The 22,770-nt window shown below is 35.7% G+C and carries 23 protein-coding genes; 18 read left to right on the top strand and 5 right to left on the bottom strand.

All coding sequences use genetic code 11. The features are described from left to right. Positions 1–162: 162 nt before the first annotated feature. Both EKM68_RS08985 and EKM68_RS08980 read left to right on the top strand, forming a co-directional pair. Positions 163–1,524, top strand: a complete 1,362-nt coding sequence (locus EKM68_RS08985) for an aspartate aminotransferase family protein (RefSeq protein WP_125589932.1) — start codon at positions 163–165, stop codon at positions 1,522–1,524. 69 nt (positions 1,525–1,593) lie between these two features. Beyond that, complete coding sequence (locus EKM68_RS08980) at positions 1,594–3,093, top strand: APC family permease (protein WP_125589931.1); 1,500 nt, start codon at positions 1,594–1,596, stop codon at positions 3,091–3,093. Positions 3,094–3,277: 184 nt separating this feature from the next. Here EKM68_RS08980 and EKM68_RS08975 read toward each other — a convergent pair whose 3' ends face one another. Then, entirely contained in the window at positions 3,278–3,676 is a 399-nt protein-coding gene (locus tag EKM68_RS08975) for an Abi family protein (protein ID WP_125589928.1), read from the bottom strand. Between the two features lie 223 nt (positions 3,677–3,899). Between EKM68_RS08975 and EKM68_RS08970 the strand changes: the two genes are divergently transcribed. Beyond that, complete coding sequence (locus EKM68_RS08970; RefSeq protein WP_125589926.1) at positions 3,900–4,433, top strand: hypothetical protein; 534 nt, start codon at positions 3,900–3,902, stop codon at positions 4,431–4,433. A 19-nt stretch (positions 4,434–4,452) separates the two neighbouring features. Then, positions 4,453–4,641 (top strand): hypothetical protein, encoded by a 189-nt coding sequence (locus EKM68_RS08965; protein WP_125589924.1) that lies wholly within the window; start codon positions 4,453–4,455, stop codon positions 4,639–4,641. Between the two features lie 174 nt (positions 4,642–4,815). On the opposite strand, the gene EKM68_RS08960 is transcribed toward EKM68_RS08965, so the two are convergent. Next, positions 4,816–6,651 (bottom strand): SLAP domain-containing protein, encoded by a 1,836-nt coding sequence (locus EKM68_RS08960; RefSeq protein ID WP_125589922.1) that lies wholly within the window; start codon positions 6,649–6,651, stop codon positions 4,816–4,818. 267 nt (positions 6,652–6,918) lie between these two features. Here EKM68_RS08960 and EKM68_RS08955 point away from each other — a divergent pair, with 267 nt between their 5' ends. Continuing rightward, positions 6,919–7,200 (top strand): type II toxin-antitoxin system Phd/YefM family antitoxin, encoded by a 282-nt coding sequence (locus tag EKM68_RS08955; protein ID WP_125589920.1) that lies wholly within the window; start codon positions 6,919–6,921, stop codon positions 7,198–7,200. After that, on the top strand, positions 7,178–7,435 hold the full coding sequence (locus EKM68_RS08950; protein WP_125589918.1) for a Txe/YoeB family addiction module toxin: 258 nt from the start codon (positions 7,178–7,180) through the stop codon (positions 7,433–7,435). The genes EKM68_RS08955 and EKM68_RS08950 overlap by 23 nt, the downstream gene beginning before the upstream one ends. Positions 7,436–7,484: 49 nt before the next feature. On the opposite strand, the gene EKM68_RS08945 is transcribed toward EKM68_RS08950, so the two are convergent. After that, positions 7,485–8,372, bottom strand: coding sequence for an outer membrane protein assembly factor BamD (locus tag EKM68_RS08945; protein ID WP_125589916.1), 888 nt, complete (start codon positions 8,370–8,372; stop codon positions 7,485–7,487). A 651-nt stretch (positions 8,373–9,023) separates the two neighbouring features. On the opposite strand from EKM68_RS08945, the gene EKM68_RS08940 reads away from it, so the two are divergent. The 8 genes from EKM68_RS08940 (at position 9,024) to EKM68_RS08905 (ending at position 17,437) form a co-directional block, all read left to right on the top strand. Beyond that, the gene (locus EKM68_RS08940; protein ID WP_125589914.1) at positions 9,024–9,230 is read left to right on the top strand and encodes a hypothetical protein; all 207 of its coding nucleotides are present in this window, start codon (positions 9,024–9,026) and stop codon (positions 9,228–9,230) included. Positions 9,231–9,258: 28 nt separating this feature from the next. Next, entirely contained in the window at positions 9,259–9,489 is a 231-nt protein-coding gene (locus tag EKM68_RS08935) for a DUF2922 domain-containing protein (protein ID WP_125589912.1), read from the top strand. Between the two features lie 252 nt (positions 9,490–9,741). Then, positions 9,742–11,439, top strand: coding sequence for a YfhO family protein (locus EKM68_RS08930; protein ID WP_164509406.1), 1,698 nt, complete (start codon positions 9,742–9,744; stop codon positions 11,437–11,439). Positions 11,440–11,709: 270 nt separating this feature from the next. Continuing rightward, on the top strand, positions 11,710–13,164 hold the full coding sequence (locus EKM68_RS08925; protein ID WP_125589908.1) for a hypothetical protein: 1,455 nt from the start codon (positions 11,710–11,712) through the stop codon (positions 13,162–13,164). Between the two features lie 134 nt (positions 13,165–13,298). Then, positions 13,299–14,261 (top strand): ABC transporter substrate-binding protein, encoded by a 963-nt coding sequence (locus tag EKM68_RS08920; RefSeq protein ID WP_125589906.1) that lies wholly within the window; start codon positions 13,299–13,301, stop codon positions 14,259–14,261. Between the two features lie 292 nt (positions 14,262–14,553). Continuing rightward, complete coding sequence (locus EKM68_RS08915) at positions 14,554–14,889, top strand: SLAP domain-containing protein (protein ID WP_125589904.1); 336 nt, start codon at positions 14,554–14,556, stop codon at positions 14,887–14,889. Between the two features lie 76 nt (positions 14,890–14,965). Continuing rightward, complete coding sequence (locus EKM68_RS08910) at positions 14,966–15,835, top strand: hypothetical protein (RefSeq protein ID WP_125589902.1); 870 nt, start codon at positions 14,966–14,968, stop codon at positions 15,833–15,835. A gap of 102 nt (positions 15,836–15,937) precedes the next feature. Beyond that, positions 15,938–17,437, top strand: coding sequence for a DUF6056 family protein (locus EKM68_RS08905; RefSeq protein ID WP_125589900.1), 1,500 nt, complete (start codon positions 15,938–15,940; stop codon positions 17,435–17,437). 36 nt (positions 17,438–17,473) lie between these two features. On the opposite strand, the gene EKM68_RS08900 is transcribed toward EKM68_RS08905, so the two are convergent. Beyond that, a complete protein-coding gene (locus EKM68_RS08900; RefSeq protein WP_125589898.1) occupies positions 17,474–18,505 on the bottom strand; it encodes an acyltransferase in 1,032 nt (343 codons plus the stop codon). 143 nt (positions 18,506–18,648) lie between these two features. Further along, positions 18,649–19,074, bottom strand: coding sequence for an SHOCT domain-containing protein (locus tag EKM68_RS08895; RefSeq protein WP_125589896.1), 426 nt, complete (start codon positions 19,072–19,074; stop codon positions 18,649–18,651). Between the two features lie 252 nt (positions 19,075–19,326). Between EKM68_RS08895 and EKM68_RS08890 the strand changes: the two genes are divergently transcribed. The 4 genes from EKM68_RS08890 (at position 19,327) to EKM68_RS08875 (ending at position 22,692) form a co-directional block, all read left to right on the top strand. Beyond that, a complete protein-coding gene (locus EKM68_RS08890) occupies positions 19,327–19,842 on the top strand; it encodes a type II toxin-antitoxin system antitoxin SocA domain-containing protein (RefSeq protein ID WP_125589894.1) in 516 nt (171 codons plus the stop codon). Next, positions 19,817–20,371, top strand: a complete 555-nt coding sequence (locus tag EKM68_RS08885) for a hypothetical protein (protein ID WP_125589892.1) — start codon at positions 19,817–19,819, stop codon at positions 20,369–20,371. The genes EKM68_RS08890 and EKM68_RS08885 overlap by 26 nt, the downstream gene beginning before the upstream one ends. A gap of 199 nt (positions 20,372–20,570) precedes the next feature. After that, positions 20,571–20,810: a hypothetical protein gene (locus EKM68_RS08880; protein ID WP_125589890.1), complete on the top strand. Its 240-nt coding sequence runs from the start codon at positions 20,571–20,573 to the stop codon at positions 20,808–20,810. 136 nt (positions 20,811–20,946) lie between these two features. Further along, the gene (locus EKM68_RS08875; RefSeq protein ID WP_125589888.1) at positions 20,947–22,692 is read left to right on the top strand and encodes a glycoside hydrolase family 73 protein; all 1,746 of its coding nucleotides are present in this window, start codon (positions 20,947–20,949) and stop codon (positions 22,690–22,692) included. Positions 22,693–22,770 lie beyond the last annotated feature (78 nt).

Genomic DNA, 22,770 nt, shown 5'->3' with positions numbered 1-22,770 from the left:
TTAATCTAATAAAAGGGGAATCACAATCTAATGTGATTCTCCTTTTTAAATCCCATAAAACACTAGTGAATTATTACAATTTTATAAAAAGACTTGCAACTAAATTAGAAAACTATTAGAATTACAATATTTCAATCACTAAATTTATTAGGGGGTGTCATTATGGATGCGCAAAAAGTAGATCATGATCACGAGGAAGCTCACCGACTGATTCAACGTGAAAATAAGTTTTACGCTAAATCAGCTCGGATGGATTACTACGATTTAGTAATCGATCATGCACACGATGCAATATTAGTAGATGTCGATGGAAATGAGTATATTGATGTCCTGGCGAGTGCTTCAGCAATCAATGTCGGACATACGAACGAAAAAGTCGTCAAGGCTATTCAAGGCCAAGCCGCAAAGCTGGTTCACTATACTCCAGGTTATTTCCACCATCAACCAGAACAAGAGTTGTCAGAACGACTGGCAAAGCTCGTGCCCGGTTCACCTAAGCAAGTCACATTTGGAAACTCTGGCTCAGATGCTAATGACGCAATCATCAAATTCTCGCGTGCTTATACAGGTCGTCCTTATATTGTATCGTTCATGGACTCATATCATGGTTCTACTTACGGTTCAATGACACTTTCAGGAGTCAGCTTGAATATGACTCGAAAAATGGGACCACTGCTCCCCGGAGTAGTTCACGTTCCGTATCCTGATTTGTATCGCAGATTACCTGGCGAATCAGTCCATGATGTTGCTATGAGATACTTCGATGAATTCAAACAACCATTTGAAACCTTCCTGCCAGCTGATGAAACAGCCTGTGTCTTGATCGAACCGATCCAAGGTGACGGCGGGATTCGCAAAGCTCCCGAAGAATTCATGCAACTGGTATATCAGTTCTGTCATGAAAATGGAATTCTCTTCGCAGTCGATGAGATCAACCAAGGAATGGGTAGGACTGGTAAAATGTGGAGCATCCAACAATTTAAGGATATCGAACCCGACTTGATGTCTGTTGGTAAGTCACTTGCTTCAGGGATGCCACTGAGTGCCGTAATTGGTAAGAAAGAAGTCATGGAGAGCCTCGATTCTCCAGCACACCTGTTCACAACTTCCGGTAATCCGGTCTGCTGCGCCGCAGCACTTGCCACACTGGATGTCTTAGATGAGAAAAAATTACTTGAAAAGTCAGTCGAAGACGGGGAATATGTAAGGAAGCGTTTCTTAGAAATGCAACAACAATTCGAAGAAATCGGCGACGTTAGAATGTATGGCTTAGATGGCGGAATCGAATTAGTCACAGATAAGGAATCCAAGACTCCTAATACTGACTTTGCTTCCAAAGTTATCTATTATGCCTTCCAACACGGAGTGGTCATCATCACTCTCAAGGGAAACATTCTAAGATTCCAACCACCGCTGGTAATTACAAGAGCACAACTAGACAAAGTTCTAGATGTTCTAGAGGCAGCTTTTACAGCTGTTGAAAATGATGAAGTTGTTTTGCCAGAAGGAAAGATTGGCTGGTAAATTTATAGAGTAGAACAAGCCAGGAGATTTTGAGCTATATATAATAGGATGATTTTAGGAGGAAATTATATGAGTGGTTTTTTTAAACGATTAACATTAAAAGAAGATCCGAGTATTTACGAAGATAAGGATTCACATCTAGTCCGTGTCTTAACGGTTAAGGACTTCTTAGCCTTAGGTGTCGGAACAATTGTATCAACTTCTATCTTCACACTACCCGGAGTAGTTGCCGCACAACATGCTGGTCCCGCTGTTTCGATTTCGTTCTTAGTCGCTGCTATCGTTGCTGGATTAGTTGCTTTTGCCTATGCTGAAATGGCAGCGGCCATGCCGTTCGCCGGTTCAGCGTATTCATGGATCAACGTTATGTTTGGAGAATTCTTCGGTTGGGTAGCCGGTTGGGCCTTACTCGCTGAATACTTCATTGCCGTGGCGTTCGTTGCCTCTGGGTTGTCCGCTAATTTCAGAGGACTGCTGTTACCATTAGGCATCAAGTTTCCGAATGCTATTTCAAACACTATGGGTGTGAACGGTGGGGTCCTCGATATCACTGCCGTTGTTGTGCTAGCCGCTGTTGCGTGGCTATTATCAAAGGGTGTTTCTGGAGCTGCCAAAGTTGAAAACATTTTAGTTGTTCTAAAGGTTCTAGCCGTTCTAACATTTATTATTGTTGGTCTTACAGCCATTCATATTCAAAATTATTTCCCATTTGTTCCTAAGTATCACGTTAATGCTGATGGTACAGCCTTCGGTGGTTGGCAAGGAATCTATGCTGGTGTATCGATGATTTTCTTATCTTATATTGGATTTGATTCAATCGCCGCAAATTCGGCTGAAGCCAAAGATCCCGGGAAGACAATGCCACGTGGTATTCTGGGATCATTAGCTATTGCCGTTGTCTTGTTCGTTGCCGTTGCTCTAGTTCTAGTAGGTATGTTCCATTATTCAGATTATGCCAATAATGCTGAGCCAGTTGGCTGGGCACTGCGTCATGCGGGACATCCAGTTATCGCCAGTACGATTCAAGCCGTTGCTGTTGTCGGTATGTTTACCGCATTGATCGGTATGATGCTAGCTGGATCACGTTTGATTTATTCATTCGGACGTGACGGAATGTTACCAGGTTGGTTAGGTAAGTTGAACAAGAACAACCTTCCTAATCACGCTCTAACAGCACTTACAGTTATCGGTATTATCATTGGTGCCTTGTGTCCATTCGCTTTCTTGGCACAATTGATTTCAGCTGGTACCTTGATTGCCTTCATGTTCGTTTCACTAGGAATCTATGCATTGCGTAGACGTGAAGGTAAAGACTTGCCAGTTCCAGCCTTCAAAATGCCATTTTATCCAGTAATGCCAGCCTTAGGTTTCTTAGGAGCCTTGCTTGTATTCTGGGGACTAGACTATGAAGCCAAGTTATATGCCGGAATCTGGTTCGCAATTGGATTGGTAATTTACTTCTCATATGGTATGCATCATTCATTCCTTGGCAAAAAGGCCAAGAAAGAAGAAGCTGATGCTGCGAGTAAAGTAGTCAAAGATGAAAAAGAAGAGATTATTGAAGATTAAAATAAAAAAGGTCAACTTCAAACGAAGTTGGCCCTTTTTATTGAAATAATAATGATAATCACGTCTAGCGCTCATACCACGAACGGTCGAACCGTTCTTCCTATAACTTAATATTATAATGATTGTGAATTTCCGTCAACAAGTTTGATTAGTATATTATTGAAAATTTTTATTTGAGATGAACTTATATAATATTCTTCATGAACTTTATAGTTTCATTGTAATTCCACTCACTGTATCCTTTGAACCTTTTAACAATTGAATAACCATCTTCATTAGGATTTTGAGTAATCATGTCTAGAAGTTTAACTTTGAGTGAATGTTCAATATCCAATGACATTTTAAGAAGTATTTCACGTAAATTTGAATCTATCGTTGCAATAGCTATTAGATATTGAAAATCCAAATTTTCATATACGCTATTAGTTTTTTTGAAATTATTTCTGAATGCATTCAATTTAAAATAGTAGTTTTTGTTTTTTAAATAATAAATTGCCTCCTCCTCAGAAATATAATTAAAAGAAATACCTTTAATTTTCATGGCTTGTATCATTTGTCCGTAAGTGGCCTTGTGCTTATACATAATTAAATGATCCTTTTTTTGCTAATTGATGCTATATTATTATCCTATAAATCGGCCTATTATCTAAACAATACGCACAACGAATAAATTGTAATTATTATAAATATTTAAATAGGTAGATTGATTGTTTAGCATTTGCTAATCCTGTTATACTGAATCCACAACATGTGGGTGCTACTCCATATTTGGAAAGTCAAACAAATTAATACTATGGAGCGGAACCTTGAAAATCAAAATCTACCACGGAACTACTGCTAGTAAGTCAAAGTCCATCATTGGAGATGGCAATTTTGTATTTGAAGAACGACCAGATCATTGGTTGGGACAAGGTATATATTTTTTTGTTAATGATTACGACGCTGCCGTTTGGTGGGCCAATCAGAGATATAAGAATGAGAAAAAAGCCGTCATTGAATATGAACTAGAGATTGACGAAGGTGACTTGTTGGATTTGGATACCTTAACAGGTATGAGAAGTTTTAATGAGTTTATGAACAAAAACAAGGATTCAGTTACTAACAAAGTCAATATCAACAATTTTAGTGATCGCAATATTCAACTTGAACTCAGATCCAGATGGCTTCAGTTATATTATATTTATAATGATATAAAATATAGTATATTCACATTTCCGACCCCACTAATTGATGGCTATCACTCCGTTGTAAGTCTAGGGTTGCGAGTGCAAGAACGTCAGATTGTAGTAGTTGATTTGAGTATTATAAATTTGAATAAAATTAAAATTCACTTTGTATGAATTCTGAAGGAGATACTTTATGACGGATAAAGAAAAACTACTTAAACTTGCCAAAGAAGCTGGAATAGATCTTCAACCAGCTGTTTATGATGAAAATGGTAAACATGTAACGGCAATTTTGTCAGATGGGTCATACAGTTATGTGGATCCAACCTTTGACTTGCCTTATTGCTCTGATGAAAAAGGAAGTTCTAGAAAAGATGCTTAAACCAAAACCACTAAGTAACATTAAGGTGGTTTTTTTGCACTAAAAAAAGCGACTCAACATGAAAGAGTCGCCTTACTATATCAGGGAGAAAGCCTTAATACATCTTATTAGTAGTTTGTTTATATCTTTAGTATATACCTCATGTGTGAATAATTCATGAAGTACTATAATTAATTATTTTGTGATACCGAAGTCATTGTCGGTTTCGATAGTAACATCGCTCAAGTTAAAGTTCAAAGTTGAGTGAGCACCGTCTAACCATTCATGACCACCAACTTTGAAGAACAATTCACCTTTGGAGTTTTTAACTATCTTGAATACTTTCCAACTGGTTCCAGTCGCCACTGGGGATGTTTCATAGCCGTTAGTAGAATCATTATAGAAGTATGTTCCACCATTAATAACGGTCGCAACTTCACTAGTAACAGTTGTAGTCGCTGTATTAGTAGAATTATTAGTTGCACTCAATGTGAATTCTGGTTCATATGTGGCATTTTGATAGATTGAATCGTCTTGGAAACCAACATACTTATCAGCAATCCAAGAGTTAGGTCCAATTTGGAAGAAGTAGTCTTGATTCTTATTGAAGACTACGTTCAAGATATTATATTTTGTTCCGGCCGGATTCTTGTCAGCGGAAAACGAGTTCGTTGATGTGTCATAAATTTGCGCATTTGCGGAGGTTGTCAGAGCGTACTTAACAGTTAGAGAAGGAGTGTTATCGACTGATGTAACAGTAACAGTATCCGACTTGATCCATTCGTTGTCCGCAACTTTGTAATACAAAACGCCATTGACAGTCTTAGAATCGCTAATGCTCCATTCAGTGCTCTTAGGTAAGACATACTGAGTTGAAACACCTTGATCATTAAAAATCTCAGCGTAATTAATTACTTTGCCTACTTTATTAGTTGAAGTAGTACTAGAGTTGGTAACTTGCTTGCCACCAGCATCATAAACATTGATTGCATTAGCGAGCAACCATTCATGAGTCGCAATTCGGTAATATTGCGTACCACTGATAGTCTTAGTTCCGGTCAATTGCCATCTAGAGAACTGATCGTAGAATTTACCAGTTGGATTGCCATTGTCGTCATATGAACTAGTTCCCATACCATCGTTACTGAGGATTTCTCCAATATATCCGGCAGTCTTAGTGACATCACTTGAAGCGTTAGCCCCAGGATCAACACTAGGATCAGTAGTATCTGTAACATTCACAACCTTACCATTACTGTCATTGACCGTCATTGCACTGGCATCGATCCATTGATTAGTTGCGATACGATAATAAGTCAAACCGTTAACAACTTTCATTGCATCGAGCTTCCAAGAAGTGTAGTTACCAAAGGCATTAGTCGTCATATTGCCGTTGTCATCATATGATAACGTACCGCCCTTGTTGATAGTTCCAATATAACCAGGAGTCTTAGTGACAGTAGTTGAATTGATCGACTCATTGACCAAAGTTCCACCGGCATCGCGAACGCTCAGCTTACTGGCACTGATCCATTGGTTAGTCGATACTTTATAATATGTAGAACCATTGATAGTTTTCTTTGCACTCAACTTCCAAGCGGTATAGTTGTCAAATGATTGTCCAGTAGACTTGCCACTGTCATCGACGGAGACAGCACCACCCTTGAGGACAGTACCGATGTAACCAGGTGTCTTGGTGGAAGTATTAGATGTATTAGTTGTAGTAGAAGTACTGCTGCCAGTCGCACCCTGAATCTCAAGTGAATCAGCACGCAGCCATTGATTAGTTGCTACCTTATAATAGGTAACGCCATTAACAGTGTTGGACTTACCAAGCTGCCAAGAACTGAAGTTGTCGAGAGTCTTGCCAATAGCATTACCATTGGCATCATAGAGAGTACCGCCGCCACGTCTGACGATACCGATCAAGCTGGATGCCGCATCGACATTTTGCGACGATGTATTATTTAATGCTCCTGGTGCTAGCAAGACCGCCATTGCCGTACCAAGAAGTAGCGAGTTCTTCTTCATGATAAAATTTCCCTCCTATACAAGGATATTTATTTCTAGCTTATTCCGTTGGGAAATTTTTAACAATTAATTCAGAATATCTTATATGATTCTTTAAGGTTGAAAGAGTTATTAATATTGCTATCTGAATACAATGACTTTATTTTCTAAAGTGATAATAGTTTACTTTCACGTAATTTTAATAGACGTCTTATTTGAAGGATAAAACTTGAAAGGTTAATTTTAAAGCTGTACAATTTGTTGTACAATGAATGTGAGGCAAACATTATGGAAGCAGTATCTTACTCAAATTTTCGTCAAAACTTAAAAAAATATTTTAAACAAGTAAATCAAAATTCGGAACCGTTAATTGTTACGAATAAGAATGTGGAGGATGATGTTGTAGTTATGTCAAAAGATGATTATGATTCAATGACTGAAACAATGAGGATTATGTCAAATCCAGAATTAATGGAAAGACTGCGTGATTCTGAAGAGCAATTCAGAAATGGTGAATTTAAAGAGCATGAATTGATTGAGGGAAATAATGAAAAAGACGTGGTCCGATAAAGCATGGAATGGTTATATGTACTGGTACGACCAAGGTAACAAAAAAATGATTCGTAAAATCAATAATTTAATCAAGGATATTGAAAGACATCCTTTTGATGGCTTAGGTAAACCTGAACCACTTAAACATGAACTTTCAGGTAAATGGTCGAGAAGAATCACTGGAGAACATAGACTTGTGTATCTTGTTGAGGATAACCAATTATATATATTTTCAGTTATAGATCATTATTAATATAACAAAAAAGGAGCAAGCCAATCGGCTTGCTCCTTAACTTTTCTAACTATTTAACTTGTGCGTCTGAAGCTTTAATTGTTGATCTACCGTCAGCGGCGGCATTCTTGATTGCACGAACGATATCGTTGTCACTCCATGCGGCAACATTCTTAACACCTTGGTCAGTTAGATCTTGTCTAGCCTTAGAAATATCAGAATCAGTAATCGTCTTACCGTCAACTTCTTTGGATTCAACATCGAAGTCACCCTTGGCAGCAGGATTACTGCTGTCATCTGATGAACTGCTTGAACTAGAATCATTTGAAGAAGTAGTTGAATTATTCGAACTATTACTGTCAGTAGTATTATTCTCAGCAGTAACTGAACTAGCTGGAAGACCGTCCAATAACTTCTTAGCCTTCTTATAGATATCTGAGTAATACTTACCCTTGATACCATCAGCCTTAGTTACTTGTTCAAGTAATGCACGGGCTTGGTCGTTGTTGTTAGCCTTTATCAATTCCTTAGCAGTCTTGATATTAGTATTGTAATCACTACGTCTTCTGATAATAGTCTTAACTTGTGATAACAACTTCTTAGAATGACTAGTCATCTTGTCATTACCATCAGTTTGGTTCTTGGCTGTAGTCAAAGCCTTCTTGGCGTCAGAGAATTCACGATTCTTCATATCCTCAATAGCGTCAGATAACTTGTCAGCCTGAATCTTAGATGCCTTAGATTTCTTAGTATTCTTAGCTTCATTAGCTGATTCGAAGTGGTCGGCAGCCGTTTCATAATCTTTTTTATTAACAGCCTTGTTACCTTTAGACATCTCAGTTTTGTAATCATTATTATTGTTAGAACTCGATGAAGATGCAGACGATGAACCGTTGCTACAACCAACAAGCAAGATACCAACAAAAGTTGTTGCGAGTAATGCTAGTGCTTTTTTCATATAATTCCTCCTAAAGATGCTGACTGAATTATACCATGTTACCAATTTTTTCAAAAACATGGTGTGAATTCTATAAGAATAAAACTTAGAATGGTATTTAAATAATTGTATATTTACCTATATCTTTATATCAACGTTAGATTCCTACATAATGTATGTACAGCTTGTCGAAGTGGTGGCTACTTTCAAGTAAAGCGAGGTATATGCTATGGAAATCATAGTTTAAACTCTAATGAAAGGAGTAGCAGTTGTATTATTTGCTAGCGTTGGGTGTCCTACTCAGTGTACTAAGGGTGATCGTTACACAATCCGATAGATTGATGATCGCATTCATACACCTTGTAGAGACATATAAGAAACTAAAAAAGACGCTAAAAAATAGACCACTAAGACTGTCAGAGGCCGTGGTCTGTCTTTTTAGATGATTACCTTTGCCACCACTTTGTGGGGCTTGGCGGTATAGCACATTGTAGGTGCTTACCGTCTTTTTTATTACAGTCATATTCTAACAGCAACTATCCTAAATCACAATTAATTAAAAAAATTCAAAAAACCATTTCCGTTTTGACCACTCTCGCTCGTTATTATTTATGTAAGCAACTTAAACGGCCGATAAGTTCCTTACCAAACTAAAAAAACGAGGTAATTCAAATGAGCTGGAAAAGAACTTCTATTAATGTAACCATGGCGAACGCCAAATATGTAGGTGGTAAGAAGACTAAGCCATTCGGTAATGTCATTCAAGAACCATCAAAAGAACAGATCAATCTATTCTCCGAAGCACTGACTATGTTATCCGATGGGGATACATTCTCCAATGCAGAGATCGTAAAACACACAGATATTGTCTCAGAATAATTCAAAATAAGAAAAGAGGACTTAATATATGAAGAAACTACAACTAACATTCAAAACAGCCAAGGGACAAAAGCGTAATCTAGTGTTGAATTATGTGAGTGCTGATCTCGATACACCCACAGTCAAAAAAGCCATGGACAAGATCGTGGCTAGTCAGTTATTTGAAAAAGAAGGCATTCAATTATATTCAAAAGTGGTTGCTGCCAAATATGTGGAGCGCACTGAAACACATTTGTTTTCAGAAGATTTGGCTATTTAGGAAGTAGAGAGTGGAAGAAGGGCGGTCAGACCTTGAGCATTAGCCTAAGATAAGAATTGATGCGGTCTTGGCATCCTTTCTTATCTGTAGCTAAGCGCAGAGGTTTGCCCTTCTGCAACTCGTTTTGGAAAACGTATAAAACAACATAGAAGCTCGTAACCCAAACGTTACGGACTTTTTTACTTTTAAGTGTATTAATTAATTTATAAGTAATTTAAAATTAAATTAGTAAATACGTTTAGGGGAAAAATCTTGAAAAAACTTACAAGTAGTCGGGGGACTACAATATTTTTGTTCGGCCTTTTATATGCAGGGCTGACACTTTTTATGCTGTTAACAATCAAAAGAGACTTCGTTTGGAATGGGGATGATATCTACTATCAATTCCAACGTATGCAAAACATTGTCTATTCCATTAGGGATGCTCACACAATACCGACAATTTCAATCAATAACTTCGGACTGATCGGTTATGGGATCAATATCTTCTATCCGTGGATAACGCTAATACCGTTCGCTATAATCTCGTTTTTTATAACCAATCCCATTACAATCTATTACGTCGGCTTAGCATTCTTCTTCCTACTATCATTCTGTATCAGTCATTATGCTATGAAGTCCTTCTCAGGCTCCACCAAACAAGCGGTGATCTTTGCAGTAGTATATAACTTCAGTACTTATCGCTTAATTGAAATGATTGCTAGATCGTCGATTGCGGAATACATCGCTACAATCTTTCTACCATTATGCTTGTTAGGGTTCTATGAAGTAATGTTTCGTGATTCCAGTAAGTGGAAGACACTAGTAGTTGGGATCTCAATGGTTATCTTCTCACATATACTAACGACGTTTATGCTAGTAATACTATTTGTTCTACTGGTTATTTTTAACTTCAGACATATCGACCAGGTCCGCCAAAGAGTTATCTCACTGGTCAAAGCAGTCATCACGACCGTGCTGGCAACCAGCATCTTCACGGTGCCATTTATTATAGAAGAAACTTTTCAAAAGTTTGGCGTTCCATCGCCAATACTGCTCAAGGGAGAGAATTTAACCAAACTAGTTCTGTATAGTTTGAAGAATACTAGTAAACGTGCCATTGAGGGCAATGTCTATAACCTTGGAACGATATTATTACTGAGCCTAGTAATTGGATTATTGTTCTACAAGCAATTTGATAAGAAATATCGGATTGTTTACTGGATTTCAGTTATTAGCTTCTTGATGACATCGAACCTGTTTCCATGGCAGTTGTTAGAACATACACCGATTCATGTTATTCAGTATCCCTTCAGAATATTAATGTTCACGACTTTGTTCGCTAGTATTGTAGTAGCTAAGATAATTGAATTACTATCTCAAGGGCTTAATAAGAAGCTTTGGCTCACAGTTGCAGGAATGTTTATTATTATCAACTGTAGTTTGTGGTCGATTTCATTTAACAAGTCTATTAGTGGAACTTTGTTGTCTAGGGATGATCTGGTTATTACTAATAAGATGATCGATGCTGGATTAATACCAGATACGTATCTGGAACAGTATGTTCCTAGTAATGTTCAAGCGACGCTTGGGGATATAACACAGCATTCATTGATAATTAATAATAATAAGTCAGTACTGAAACCGATTATTACAGCTGATGGTAATAGCTATGAACTGAACCATGTTAAACGTGGTTCAATAATCGATCTGCCGGTCGCATATTATCATGGTACTTCGGCTAAAGTTAATGGTAAAAGAATTCCAATCAATCGAAGTGATCGTGGAAGTTTGAGATGGAAAGCTGATCATAATTATAAACATGTAACAGTTATTACAAATTATGAAAGTAAATTACTATATTGGATTGTTACAATGATAACGATATTGACATGGATATTTATTATGCTACCAATGGAAAATATATCATTTAGAAAAAAATTAAATAATTCATGGATATTCCTTGAGTGATTCACTTGAATCGACTATTATAAGAGTAGGCTCATTTGAGGAAACAATTAATAAAAAAGGGACGGTCAAGTAATAGTCTTGTAATTATAGGTCAGGTTAATAACAGAAATGTTACAAAACTGTGAGTTATAATACAGAATTGTTACAAAAACCCACCTTTTTCAATTAAAGGTTGATTCAAGCGCCGGAGTTTCATATAATGATTGTCAGTGGGATAGCCCACTGAACAAATTAAAAAATAAATTCTTGTAGTCCAGGGGAGGATTAACATTGAAAAAATCTATTAAATACGCAGGAATCGCTGCTGCAACACTTCTAACTGTTGCACCTATCGCTGCTCCTGTTTTATCAACTGTTTCAACAACTACAGTACAAGCTGATGCAAATAACGCTGATCAAAGCGATGTAAACACAGCTATTACAGACTTCACAAATCAATTTGGTGACCAAAATGCCAAGGATGTTACTACTTTACCAGCAACATTTGGTGAAACTGGTGCCATGACACTTGCTGACTTCCAAAAAGATAACGTTACAAATGGTATTATTAGTACTGATAATACATCTAAATTAGCTGCACTTGAGAACAATGGTGCTCAAGTATATGTAACAGCTACAGATGCTAAAGGTAACACATATGATGGTACATTAGGTAACCGTCCTACTGACCTTGCTAATGCAATGAAACTTGACAGTTACTTACCAGTATCTGTAAATGTTTATTACAGATATGATGCTTTGGATGGTAGTGGTAAGACTGCATGGACAAAAGCTAAGACATTTAGTTTAACAAAGTCTGATGAAGATGAATTAACATCATTAAATGCTAAGTTTACTACACCACTTAGTGTTGCTAAGAACTCAAAAGTAGCTGCTACACAATTAGTTAATGGTGCTAATGTAACATTGACAGACCAAAATGGCGATTCAATTGCTACAGATTCAATCGTTCTTGGTGGTACTTTCTATTATACATATGCTGCTGCATTGAATGGTAATGCTACAACTGGTGTTGTTTCAAACACTGACATCAAAGATGGCGAATTTAAAACTGCTGGAACATATTACCAAACTGTAACATACAAAGCTAAGTCAGGATCAGCTCTTGACAGTATGATTACTGAATACAACAAGGATCCTTCAAAGTACACAATCCTTGTTAATGGTAAAGAAGCTTCATCAAGCTATGACTTTACAACATCAGCCGGAGCAGACACAATTACATTTGTACGTGCCGTTAAGGTTGGAGATTCAGAAGCTGAATGGACAACAGAAAAGACTTCAGGTGTTGTTACAACTAAGTCAGATGCTGACTACTATACATTGAAGAATGACGACAACGCTTCAATCAAGAACCGTGCTCTTGCTAAGAACACTGCTTGGAAGACAAACGCTGTTCGTACAGACCAAGATGGTAACAAACAATACCGTGTTGCTACTGGCGAATGGATTGATGCTGACTCAGTTACATTTGGTGACTCAGCTACTACAGAATCTGGCTTAACAGATATCGTTAAGACAAAGGGTGTAGTTACAATCAACAAAGGTGACAACTATGTATTCCCACTATTTGATTCAAATGGTGACACAATCAAAGGCCGCGCTGTTAGTGGAAACTCAGCATGGCAAGTAGCTGCTACAGCTAAAGATGCTGATGGCAATGTTTACTACAAAGTTGCTACAAACGAATGGGTCATGGGCGGCGAAGGCGTTACATTTGCTTAATTATTAACCTATAATTAAAGGAACTCCTTATGGAGCTCCTTTTTTTTATACATTTTTTAAATTTACTTGATATAGATGGAAAGAGTCTTCTGAAAACTATATGATAGATATATATAGTTTGAGAGGAGAATTCTATGTTACGTAATCTAAAAAAAATATTTCTGATTGTTGCTATGTTAGTAGTTTCAATCGGTGCACTTGCATTTAGTGGTGTAAGTGAAGTTAAGGCTGAAACAGCTGGAACTACTAAGATAGTTATTGGTTCAACTAAGTCTGTTTCATCATTGCCATTGTATGCTGCTGATCAAGCTAAGCTATTTACTAAGAATGGTATTGATGTTGAATTGAAGTTATACGATACAAACGCTGAATTGAATCAGGCTATTGCTAATAATGAGATTAATGGTGCTGTAACGGATTTAGTAAACTATGCTTCGTTCACTAAGGGTAGTAATTGGAAGATCGGTAGTACAATGCCAGGATATAATGGCTTGGTTGCCAATAAGAAATACAAGAGTATTAAAAGCTTAAAAGGTAAAACGATTGCTGTTGATAAGAAAGATATTAGTGGTTATTATCTAAAGAACCTATTAAAGAAGAACAAGATGAAGTTGTCTGATGTTAAGATCAAACAAGTTGATTCAGAAGCAACTAGAGTAAGTGATTTGAAAGATAAAAAAGTCGCTGCAGCAGTTGTAAGTGATCCTTCAATTAGTAATGCAAAAGCTAATGGTGCTAAGATCTTAAATAAGCAATCTTATAAGACAGATAATGGGAATGTACTTGTATTCTCAAAGGACTTCTTAAGCAAGAATGTTGCTTCAACTAACTCACTATATAGTGTGATCAAAGAAGCAATTAGAGATATTAATAAACAAGGATATTCAGCTTATGATATGGTATTGAGTAAATATGGGATTTCTGATAAGTCTGTTGGTATTTTGAATAATATGAGTAGTATGACTATGAAGAAGACTCATAAAGTTAAATCAGCTGACTTTAAGAGCACATTTAAGTACGCTAAGAGCAAGAAGTTGTATAAAGGTAAGATTAGCTTGAAGAAGTTTGATTATTCTATTAAACAAGTTAAGAAGTAAACGAAAAGGCTATGGTCACGATAATGTGATCATAGCCTTTTTAAAATTATTGTTGTATAAAATAATAATTATTATATAATGTAAGTGAAAGAATTCACATTTATTGATTTCAGGGAGGAATGCAATACGTAGTAACATTATATTGATATTTTTCAAACTTGAATATGGAAATTATAGAATTACCAGGACATAATATATATTGGATTTAGTGCACTTTTTATTTATAATTTTGGATAAAAATTTGGAAATGATAAATGTGTGATCTTTTACTAAATTATGGAGGAATAATTGTATGAAAATGAATAGATTTTTGGCAGGAGCAGCAGTAATGTGTATTGGAATGGCACCAGTTGTTTCAATGGCAGTAACTAATGTACAGACTGTTCAAGCAAGTGTTGGACAACCATTCAGTGTTGGAGGAACAGGTGGAGTAGTAGTTATTACATCCACAATTGCACGTATCTATGATGTTAATGGGAACTTTAACGCCGATTTTACAAATCGTGGATTACCTCAAAATTCAACCTGGACAACAACTAAAGGATATCAATATAATGGTCATTCTTATTACTTGGTAGCAACTAATCAATATGTTCGTGACGATGATGTCTATTTTTATTTTAAATAGAAACTATGATTTGATCCACTGCTTATGGCAGTGGATTTCTTTATTCTCTAAATAAAGCACAAGCGGAGAAGAAGATATGGATATTATTTTTTCAGATGAACCTGAAGTATGTATAAATGGTTTAGTTCAAAAGGGATTACCAAAAGAGGAAAGATACAAAATCATGATGGAACAAGTCAGTGAAGTAAACCTTAAAAGTACAAGACAAAAAGTTGAGGAATTAATTAATAATTCCCACATTAATATGAATGATTTTAAACAAGAAATAGAAAATTTAATAGATAACGTAATATTTGTAAATAACGGAACTATGAAAACCGGAACGTTTTCTCCATTTGAAACTATCATCAAAAAAAATACAATTCTTTATCGTGTAGTATCTAATGAGTTATTTAAATGGGCACCTCCTACTTATTTAACCAGAGTTGGAAGAATGAATAAAATTGAAGAATCATGTTTTTATCTTTCATTTAATCCAAATACTTGTTTAAGTGAAATCGGCATTAGTAAGAGTGATGTAGTTCACTATATGTCCATTTATAGAGTTAAACAAGATATTCAAACTACTTTGAGTTATGGCTCTCAATTTCAAAGCAAAGTGTATTCAGAGCGAGATAAGATTATTGGTAAAGGCCTTGTGACTTTTTTTAATATGATATTAGGATGGAGATCATCTGATAATTTATATACAAATGAAAAAAATTATTATATGAGTAATTACTTAAAGATAACATTATTACAATCCAAAAAAATAAATTTGGGAATTATCTATCCATCAGTCAAAATGAATTCAAAATCTAAAAGTATCTCTAGTAGAGATGGAACTTCTTTAAATGGATTTGATAATGTTGCATTTTATATGACTAATCAAGAACTTTATTTTGAAAGAATAAAATGTCAAAAAATTAATAATTTTTTCGATCAAAAGAATCTTTATTTATCCTAATATAAATAAAGTGTAGTTATAGCAATATAATAGTTATGTATTCATTCTCCTAATGTCTCCAAATATCATTTACGATATACTGAACTAGTCAGGGGAGAATATATGAGGAAAATTTTGGGGCATAAATGGCAGATTTTATCATTTGCCGGATTATATGTATATTTGTTTGTTTTTAGATTCTTTGTTTTACCATCTGCGGATGATTACTTTTGGATGGGGTGGCAAGGGAAGTACTTAATGGAACACGGATTTTTTAGTACTAATCCAATTTATGATGGAAGCAGTAATGGTCGCTTTTTGGGTAATACGTTTGAAGTTCTGACATTACATCATTTATTATTAGCGATGGTCACGTTTGCTTTCTTCTGGACGTTATTGGTTTGGGCTTTTTGGAAATTGGCTGGTAAATCAAAAATAAGTTTGATTCTCAGTATGTTATTTATTTTTGCTATGTCATCAGGACATTTGAACAACATGCTGGTCTGGAATGCTGGCTTTGTCAACTACGTTCCTGCAGCAGCACTGTTGCTAACATATTTGGCAATTTATAAAGATGGCTTGGATGATGATTACAGTCGTCCAAAGTGGATTAGTTTAATCACATTTATTGTTGCGGTCACTGGGGGTTTGTTTGTTGAACACATCAACCTATATCAAGTATTTATTGGAGTATTAGCAATTATTGCGGCTAAGTACTTATTCCATAAACGCATCCAATTACCATATATTACCTATCTGTTAGGATCAATCATTTCAATTATTATTATGTTCTCACATCAATCTTATCGAATGCATTCTAGCTATCGCAAGTCAGGGATCGATATTGCGAGTGCTGTACACAGGTATATTACGATTACGCATTTTTGGATCATCACTTTTAATATTTTCCTGATCTTGATGATTTGTTTAGCAATTGCTGTAGTTTCTTGGAATAAGTTCAAGAGTCGTCCCGCTCGATATTTGAGTGTTGGATTATCAGTTGTATTCGCAGTCTACTATTGGTATTTGTATTGGTATACCAGAAATGTCAAAATAATGTTTGCATATGTCTATGTCAATCGTACGTGGATATTGACCCGTGGAGATGCAATAGTGAGTGTCTTGTTTTTGATATTCATGTGTATATTCACATTTGCAATTTTTAAAAATGACAAGAATAAATATTTTGTTTATTTTTATCTTTTCTCATTTGTGGCTTTGACGGTTCCATTCTTGTTTGTTATTTCACCAATAAATATAAGAGAGTATTTCCATTCATACGTTTTCTTTTATTTGTTGGGAATTAATTTTGCGAATAAGGCTGTTGAATATTTGAATCTTAATTGGGAAAAATACTTAATTGTCATATCTAGTCTGTTTATATCTTTATCAGCAGGTACGTATATGTACAAGATGGTCATAAACTATCGCGCTAATATAGTTCGAGTGAGTGAACCGGATTTTTTAAATAGTAAAAGAACGTTGAACAAACATGTAACGTATCGAAAATTTGTCTACGCTCACGATGAATTTCCTGAACAAAGTGCGGTTTATTGGAAGGATTATCTTAATAAGTCGTTTATCCAGAAGTTTGGCGATAATACTTCTTTGGAGAATAAATAAAAATCTTACTAATGAGTAAATTAGTAAGATTTTTTACTATATCAGATATTCATTAACAATAGGTATGTTATTAAGTGACCAGATCAATGCCAAGCAAATTATTAGTGCGACAGGAAATACAGCAAAATAATTCATTGGATCAATAACGTGTTGTACGAGTTCGATAATTATTCCATGAGAAAGATAAATACCATAGGTTAATGGAGCAATAGATTCAATATTGCTTTGTAATCGCATAGGATATTTATCTTCAAATTTCTTTAAGCAAAGAAATAATGAACTTGCCATAATTGGTAATAGCACAGGAGTTAAAAAGCCTGCAAATGGTTTGCTTTGTAAAGAGTAACGGCTTATGACATACATATTAATAATTGCGACTAACATGCCGATACTGAAGATAGCTAGATGGAGTCCCAAATTGATATCCTTGTTTTCTATATTTGATAGCTTATATCCCAAGATGAAGTAACCAATCATTTTGGACAGGAATATCAAGCTAGCGAATCCATAGGCATCGAAGAATTGTCCATATTCTTGTGGTAGTGATTTTGCCAAATTTGGTAGGAAGATATTGGTGATGAACCATAATATCAGAATATAGTTAATAGTAGATTTAGAAACGTTATCGACGAATGCCTTGATGGCTGGTGATACTAGATAGAATCCTATCAATGGATAGATGAACCAGAATGCTGTCAGTACTGGTTGGTGATAGAGCATGCTAATATTGTGAATTGCGATATTGAAGTGTAGACCATGGTTGATTAATTGAAAGAAGAATGCTGATATGATTGACCAGGACAAAAATGGTACTAGGATTCTTACTAATCGGTGTTCAAATAAATAGTTTAAGTCTTTGGTCTTATTACTATTAAGAATAGTTGCGCCACTGATCATATAGAATAGTGGAACAGCCACCTCGGTAATCGTGACTAAGATATTTGCGGGAGCCCATAGGTTGGCCGTTGGTCCTTTAATGAGAACGTTGGCACATGTATGGGCAAAAACCACCGCTATCATGGCTACCACTCTTATTACATCTATATAAATAATTCTCTTTCGTCTCATTTTTTGATTCCCCTATAGTTGTTGTTACTTAATTATACAGAGGTTTTAATTTTATGATTAGGATGAGAAATTAATTTATGAAAATCTTTATTAGACGGCAAAAAAGGATTCCTCAATATTATTTTTGAGAAGTCCTTTTAATTTTATAGATCTAACAATTGTTTCTTTTTCTGATCGAATTCTTCTTGTGTAAGTACACCTTGGTCTAGCAATTCTTTGAGCTTGGTCAATTGATCAAGATTACTATTCTGTGCATTAGTGGCTGCCTCAGATTCCTGTTGTGAAGTAGTAACACGTTGTGGTTTGTATGAATTGAACATGTTTTTACCGTGAGTTTCACAGTAGGCCTTCCAGTCGATTTTTCTAACCCAGAATTTTGTTCCTCGATTGTCGATCTCAGACACATAGATTTTGGATTCACTCATACGATAGATGACGAATAATAGGACTGATACTGGAATACCGAAGACTGAGACGAATCCGACTGCTGCCAGACCGATAACAACATAGTCGGCAGTCGACCAGCGTCTGTAATATGATTTGGATGGATCTAATTGTTGAAATTGCATAATAATTGTTCTCCCTATAAGTAATATGCTCCTTCATAAGTATATTACTTAATTTTCTATGTTCAAAGACGTTATCAATCCTTTGTGGTAGTCATTATTTATGTGGGGATAAATTTATAATTAAATTTTTGTATATTGTCTAAGCTGTTGCATAAGGAACGTATGTTCTATATAGTGAATGGATAACATATATATATTAATTAAAATTGATTGATGATAATATAATGAAGGAGTGAGTAGGAGGACATGTTGATGATTAAAACTAAGGAATACTTTTTTAATGATAAAAAGGAACTAGTTTCATATATATATAATGCACTATCTAATCCCACACCGATAAAATTACAAAAGACACTATATTTTTTATGGGCATTCTATGCTGCTACGTATGGCAATATCGATTATAATGTTGCATCTGAATTCAAAGAAGAAGAAGTATATCCCAAGTATTTGTTTGATGCACAATTTGAGGCGTGGAAGTATGGTCCGGTTGATAACGATGTATATAGTTGGAACAAATCAGACTCGATTGAAAACTTTGATAATTCCTTTGTTCCTAAAACTGTTCAGGATAAGGAAATAAAGTTGTTTATGGATGATATAATTTCTCAAGTAGACAATGTAAATGATTTTGGATTAGTTGAGAGATCTCACAAAGATCAGGCTTATAAGAATGTTTATAATCCAAATGAGTTACCTACGGATATGGATTATAATCAAATAAAAAAGGATTATATATCTTATGTCGAACAACAATCGAAAATTTAGATTTAGGATAGATGCTTCTAATGATATTGGCGTTAAGTCTGCACCCAAATTGATTATTGATAATGATCATCACAATTCTGATTTAAATGTAAGAAGTTTGGATGCAAAAGTTTATTTTATGCGTAACTGTGGAAAATCTATTGATCTAAGTGATTTGAGATTTGTTAATTATATAAATAAAAATGATTTTATAACTAAAAAATGTTTAGAAGATGTAATTAATAATCCAGAAATCATCTCAAAGGGCAGTACGTATATTAAAGTTAATTCGAAAAATAGAAATAGAATCTTAGGAGTTTTTGAAAACTACTTAGATAAAACCGTTTTGAATGCATATGAAAATAGCTTTCGAGAAACACCGATTGTTTCAAATGATTTTTTACCGTTAACTCATAAAGGGTCCTTTAGAGTTTTTACAATTTATAATTATGACAAAATTGAGGGCATGTTTTGTATGTTATTTTTTATGATCCTTATCATCTTATTTTTAGCAATGATAATAGCTATTCTGCAAAGAAAGCTAACCTAGGAATGGACATAACTTCAATAGGAGATAAGTTTCATAATTTTGTACCAAAAGAGCTTATCAGGTCATTCGACTCGTTAGTATAACGGTTTAAATTGCTATACTAATTAAAATTAACAACTTAAGACTTATATAAGCAAGTCTGTTTTTTCACTCAAGTAGGGTATAATTAGACTAGAATATCTAAAAGGTGGTATTTTCAATGCTTGAAAACGTAAATGGTATTGTTAAAGTAAATCAAAATAGTCGCTATGTTGTGTTCCTATTCGACTCATATGAGATGGATCGCAAGATGCTTCAGGATAAGTTCGTTAAGGGTGAGACAACTTGGTATACGGATGCTAAGGGTACTGGCGATGACGGCAAGGCCTTCTATCGTATTGCCCAAGATGGCGAATGGATCGAAGCTGAATATGTTGACTTCATTCAAATGGATAAGTAATTAAGTAGACTCTTAGGAGTTTGCTTTTTTTGTAATTAAATCTTAAAAAACGTTAGATTTCTTAAGATTTAATTGAAGAGAATGATAATACATAGTACTCTTGGTTGTAGACGTAGAACCAAGGGGGAGTATGATTATGAATAAAAAATGGGTCGCTTCTACCGCTTTGGCTAGTGTTCTAGCTGCGGTAGGTATTTCTTCTAACACGGCACATGTTCGTGCTTCAATAAATAGTAATGACGATAATAATGATAATCAAGATCAAGACCAATCATCTACTGCAAAGGACACAACTGTCGCTAGTGTGATGGATAATGCTGGTGCACCGATCAATGAGTCGACTGCGGATGCAATCGATTCTTCGAAGTCATCTAGTGTCATGTCTCGAAGTGCTGCCACCGCTTTGACACAAGCAACGACCAATGCCACCAGCGCTACGGCGCAACAAACATTTTTGAATGAAGCTGTACCCATGGCACAAAAGGCTGCTTCAAAGTACAATTTATTTGCTTCCGTAATGCTTGCTCAATCTATTATTGAGAGTGGCTGGGGTCAATCTGACTTAGCGACTCAAGCTCATAACTTATTTGGGATGAAAGGCGACTATAATGGTGCCTATATCAATTATCCAACTCAAGAGTGGAGCGAGTCCCAGGGTTACTACGTGATTTATGCTAACTTCAGAAAATATCCAACTTACTATGAATCATTCGCAGATAATGGAGATAAACTACGTAATGGTGTATCATGGAATACCAGTTACTATAGTGGAGCGTGGAAAGAAAATGCCTCATCATATCGTGATGCGACAGCTGCTCTGCAAGGTAAGTACGCCACGAGTCCCATTTATGCCCAAACTTTAAATGGTGTTATTGAACAATATAATTTGACTCAATATGATGGCAATCCGTCTACTGATAGTGGATCAAATAATAATTCAGGTGATAATACGAGCCAAGAAGTCAAAGGTACTGTAACCAAGATGAATGATGTTGCTACAGTAACTAATCAAAAGAGCGCAATGCTCTACTTAAACGCTGACTCAAGTAAGCCAGCCAACCGTGCCCTGGGTTATCAAACTCCATGGGTAATTACAGCCAAGGTCGTCACTGATGACGGTCAAACATATTACAAGGTTTCTTCGACTGAGTACGTCAAAGCTGAAGATGTTCAGCTCAAGTCACAAGAGACTACACCAGCACAGCCACCTGTGTCTATTTCTGATACAGCGATAGTTGTTAAAGGAACTGGTGCCAAGGTCTATAGTTCAGCTGATAAGACTTCCGCAACTAGTAGAGTCTTGCCTTATCAATCAGAATGGATCACGACGAAGTATGTTCTGGATAGTAATGGCAACAAGTTCTATTATGTCGGAACCAATTCATATATTTCAGCTGACGATGTCAAACTCAAATCACAACAAACTAATGAAGATTATACAAATGATCAAATTGTCTCATATCCAGATATTATTCACGTTACTGCCACTCCAAGTGCCAAGGTCTATAATGACAAACATACGGCACTAGCTGTTAGTTTGCTGAATAATACTGATTGGAAGATCGACAAGAAGTCGACGCATTCAGATGGGTCAGTCTGGTATCGTGTAGCATCTGGCCAATGGGTCAATGCTAATGATGTTCAAGTCAAAGGTTCTAATTACATTAAGACCGTTGAAGGATCAGTTAAGATCAACTATATTCCGGGTTACGGTGTCAATGTGTATAATAGTCCGGCCGCTAACAATCGCTTCACTGGTACACGTTTGGCGGACGGTACAACATGGCAAGTTACTTCACAACAAATAGTTGACGGACAGACCTGGTATAGAGTATCTTCTGGTTGGGTAAACGGCAAATATTGTATATTTACAGCAAATTAAGGGCTCTTTGTCAAATAGTATTGATGAATAACTTTTAACCATAGGCATCCTCATTGAGGATGCCTATTTTCATGCACA

Origin of the sequence: Companilactobacillus jidongensis (assembly GCF_003946575.1) — a bacterium.
GTDB classification, from domain to species: domain Bacteria; phylum Bacillota; class Bacilli; order Lactobacillales; family Lactobacillaceae; genus Companilactobacillus; species Companilactobacillus jidongensis.
Note: the sequence above shows the minus strand (reverse complement) of the source record. Positions and strands in the feature narration are given on the sequence as shown.

Coding starts and splice junctions, on each gene's coding strand:
- EKM68_RS08985 (WP_125589932.1), top strand. CDS start 163: ATGGATGCGCAAAAAGTAGATCATGATCACGAGGAAGCTCACCGACTG.
- EKM68_RS08980 (WP_125589931.1), top strand. CDS start 1,594: ATGAGTGGTTTTTTTAAACGATTAACATTAAAAGAAGATCCGAGTATT.
- EKM68_RS08975 (WP_125589928.1), bottom strand. CDS start 3,676: ATGTATAAGCACAAGGCCACTTACGGACAAATGATACAAGCCATGAAA.
- EKM68_RS08965 (WP_125589924.1), top strand. CDS start 4,453: ATGACGGATAAAGAAAAACTACTTAAACTTGCCAAAGAAGCTGGAATA.
- EKM68_RS08960 (WP_125589922.1), bottom strand. CDS start 6,651: ATGAAGAAGAACTCGCTACTTCTTGGTACGGCAATGGCGGTCTTGCTA.
- EKM68_RS08955 (WP_125589920.1), top strand. CDS start 6,919: ATGGAAGCAGTATCTTACTCAAATTTTCGTCAAAACTTAAAAAAATAT.
- EKM68_RS08950 (WP_125589918.1), top strand. CDS start 7,178: ATGAAAAAGACGTGGTCCGATAAAGCATGGAATGGTTATATGTACTGG.
- EKM68_RS08945 (WP_125589916.1), bottom strand. CDS start 8,372: ATGAAAAAAGCACTAGCATTACTCGCAACAACTTTTGTTGGTATCTTG.
- EKM68_RS08940 (WP_125589914.1), top strand. CDS start 9,024: ATGAGCTGGAAAAGAACTTCTATTAATGTAACCATGGCGAACGCCAAA.
- EKM68_RS08935 (WP_125589912.1), top strand. CDS start 9,259: ATGAAGAAACTACAACTAACATTCAAAACAGCCAAGGGACAAAAGCGT.
- EKM68_RS08920 (WP_125589906.1), top strand. CDS start 13,299: ATGTTACGTAATCTAAAAAAAATATTTCTGATTGTTGCTATGTTAGTA.
- EKM68_RS08915 (WP_125589904.1), top strand. CDS start 14,554: ATGAAAATGAATAGATTTTTGGCAGGAGCAGCAGTAATGTGTATTGGA.
- EKM68_RS08910 (WP_125589902.1), top strand. CDS start 14,966: ATGGATATTATTTTTTCAGATGAACCTGAAGTATGTATAAATGGTTTA.
- EKM68_RS08905 (WP_125589900.1), top strand. CDS start 15,938: ATGAGGAAAATTTTGGGGCATAAATGGCAGATTTTATCATTTGCCGGA.
- EKM68_RS08900 (WP_125589898.1), bottom strand. CDS start 18,505: ATGAGACGAAAGAGAATTATTTATATAGATGTAATAAGAGTGGTAGCC.
- EKM68_RS08895 (WP_125589896.1), bottom strand. CDS start 19,074: ATGCAATTTCAACAATTAGATCCATCCAAATCATATTACAGACGCTGG.
- EKM68_RS08890 (WP_125589894.1), top strand. CDS start 19,327: ATGATTAAAACTAAGGAATACTTTTTTAATGATAAAAAGGAACTAGTT.
- EKM68_RS08885 (WP_125589892.1), top strand. CDS start 19,817: ATGTCGAACAACAATCGAAAATTTAGATTTAGGATAGATGCTTCTAAT.
- EKM68_RS08880 (WP_125589890.1), top strand. CDS start 20,571: ATGCTTGAAAACGTAAATGGTATTGTTAAAGTAAATCAAAATAGTCGC.
- EKM68_RS08875 (WP_125589888.1), top strand. CDS start 20,947: ATGAATAAAAAATGGGTCGCTTCTACCGCTTTGGCTAGTGTTCTAGCT.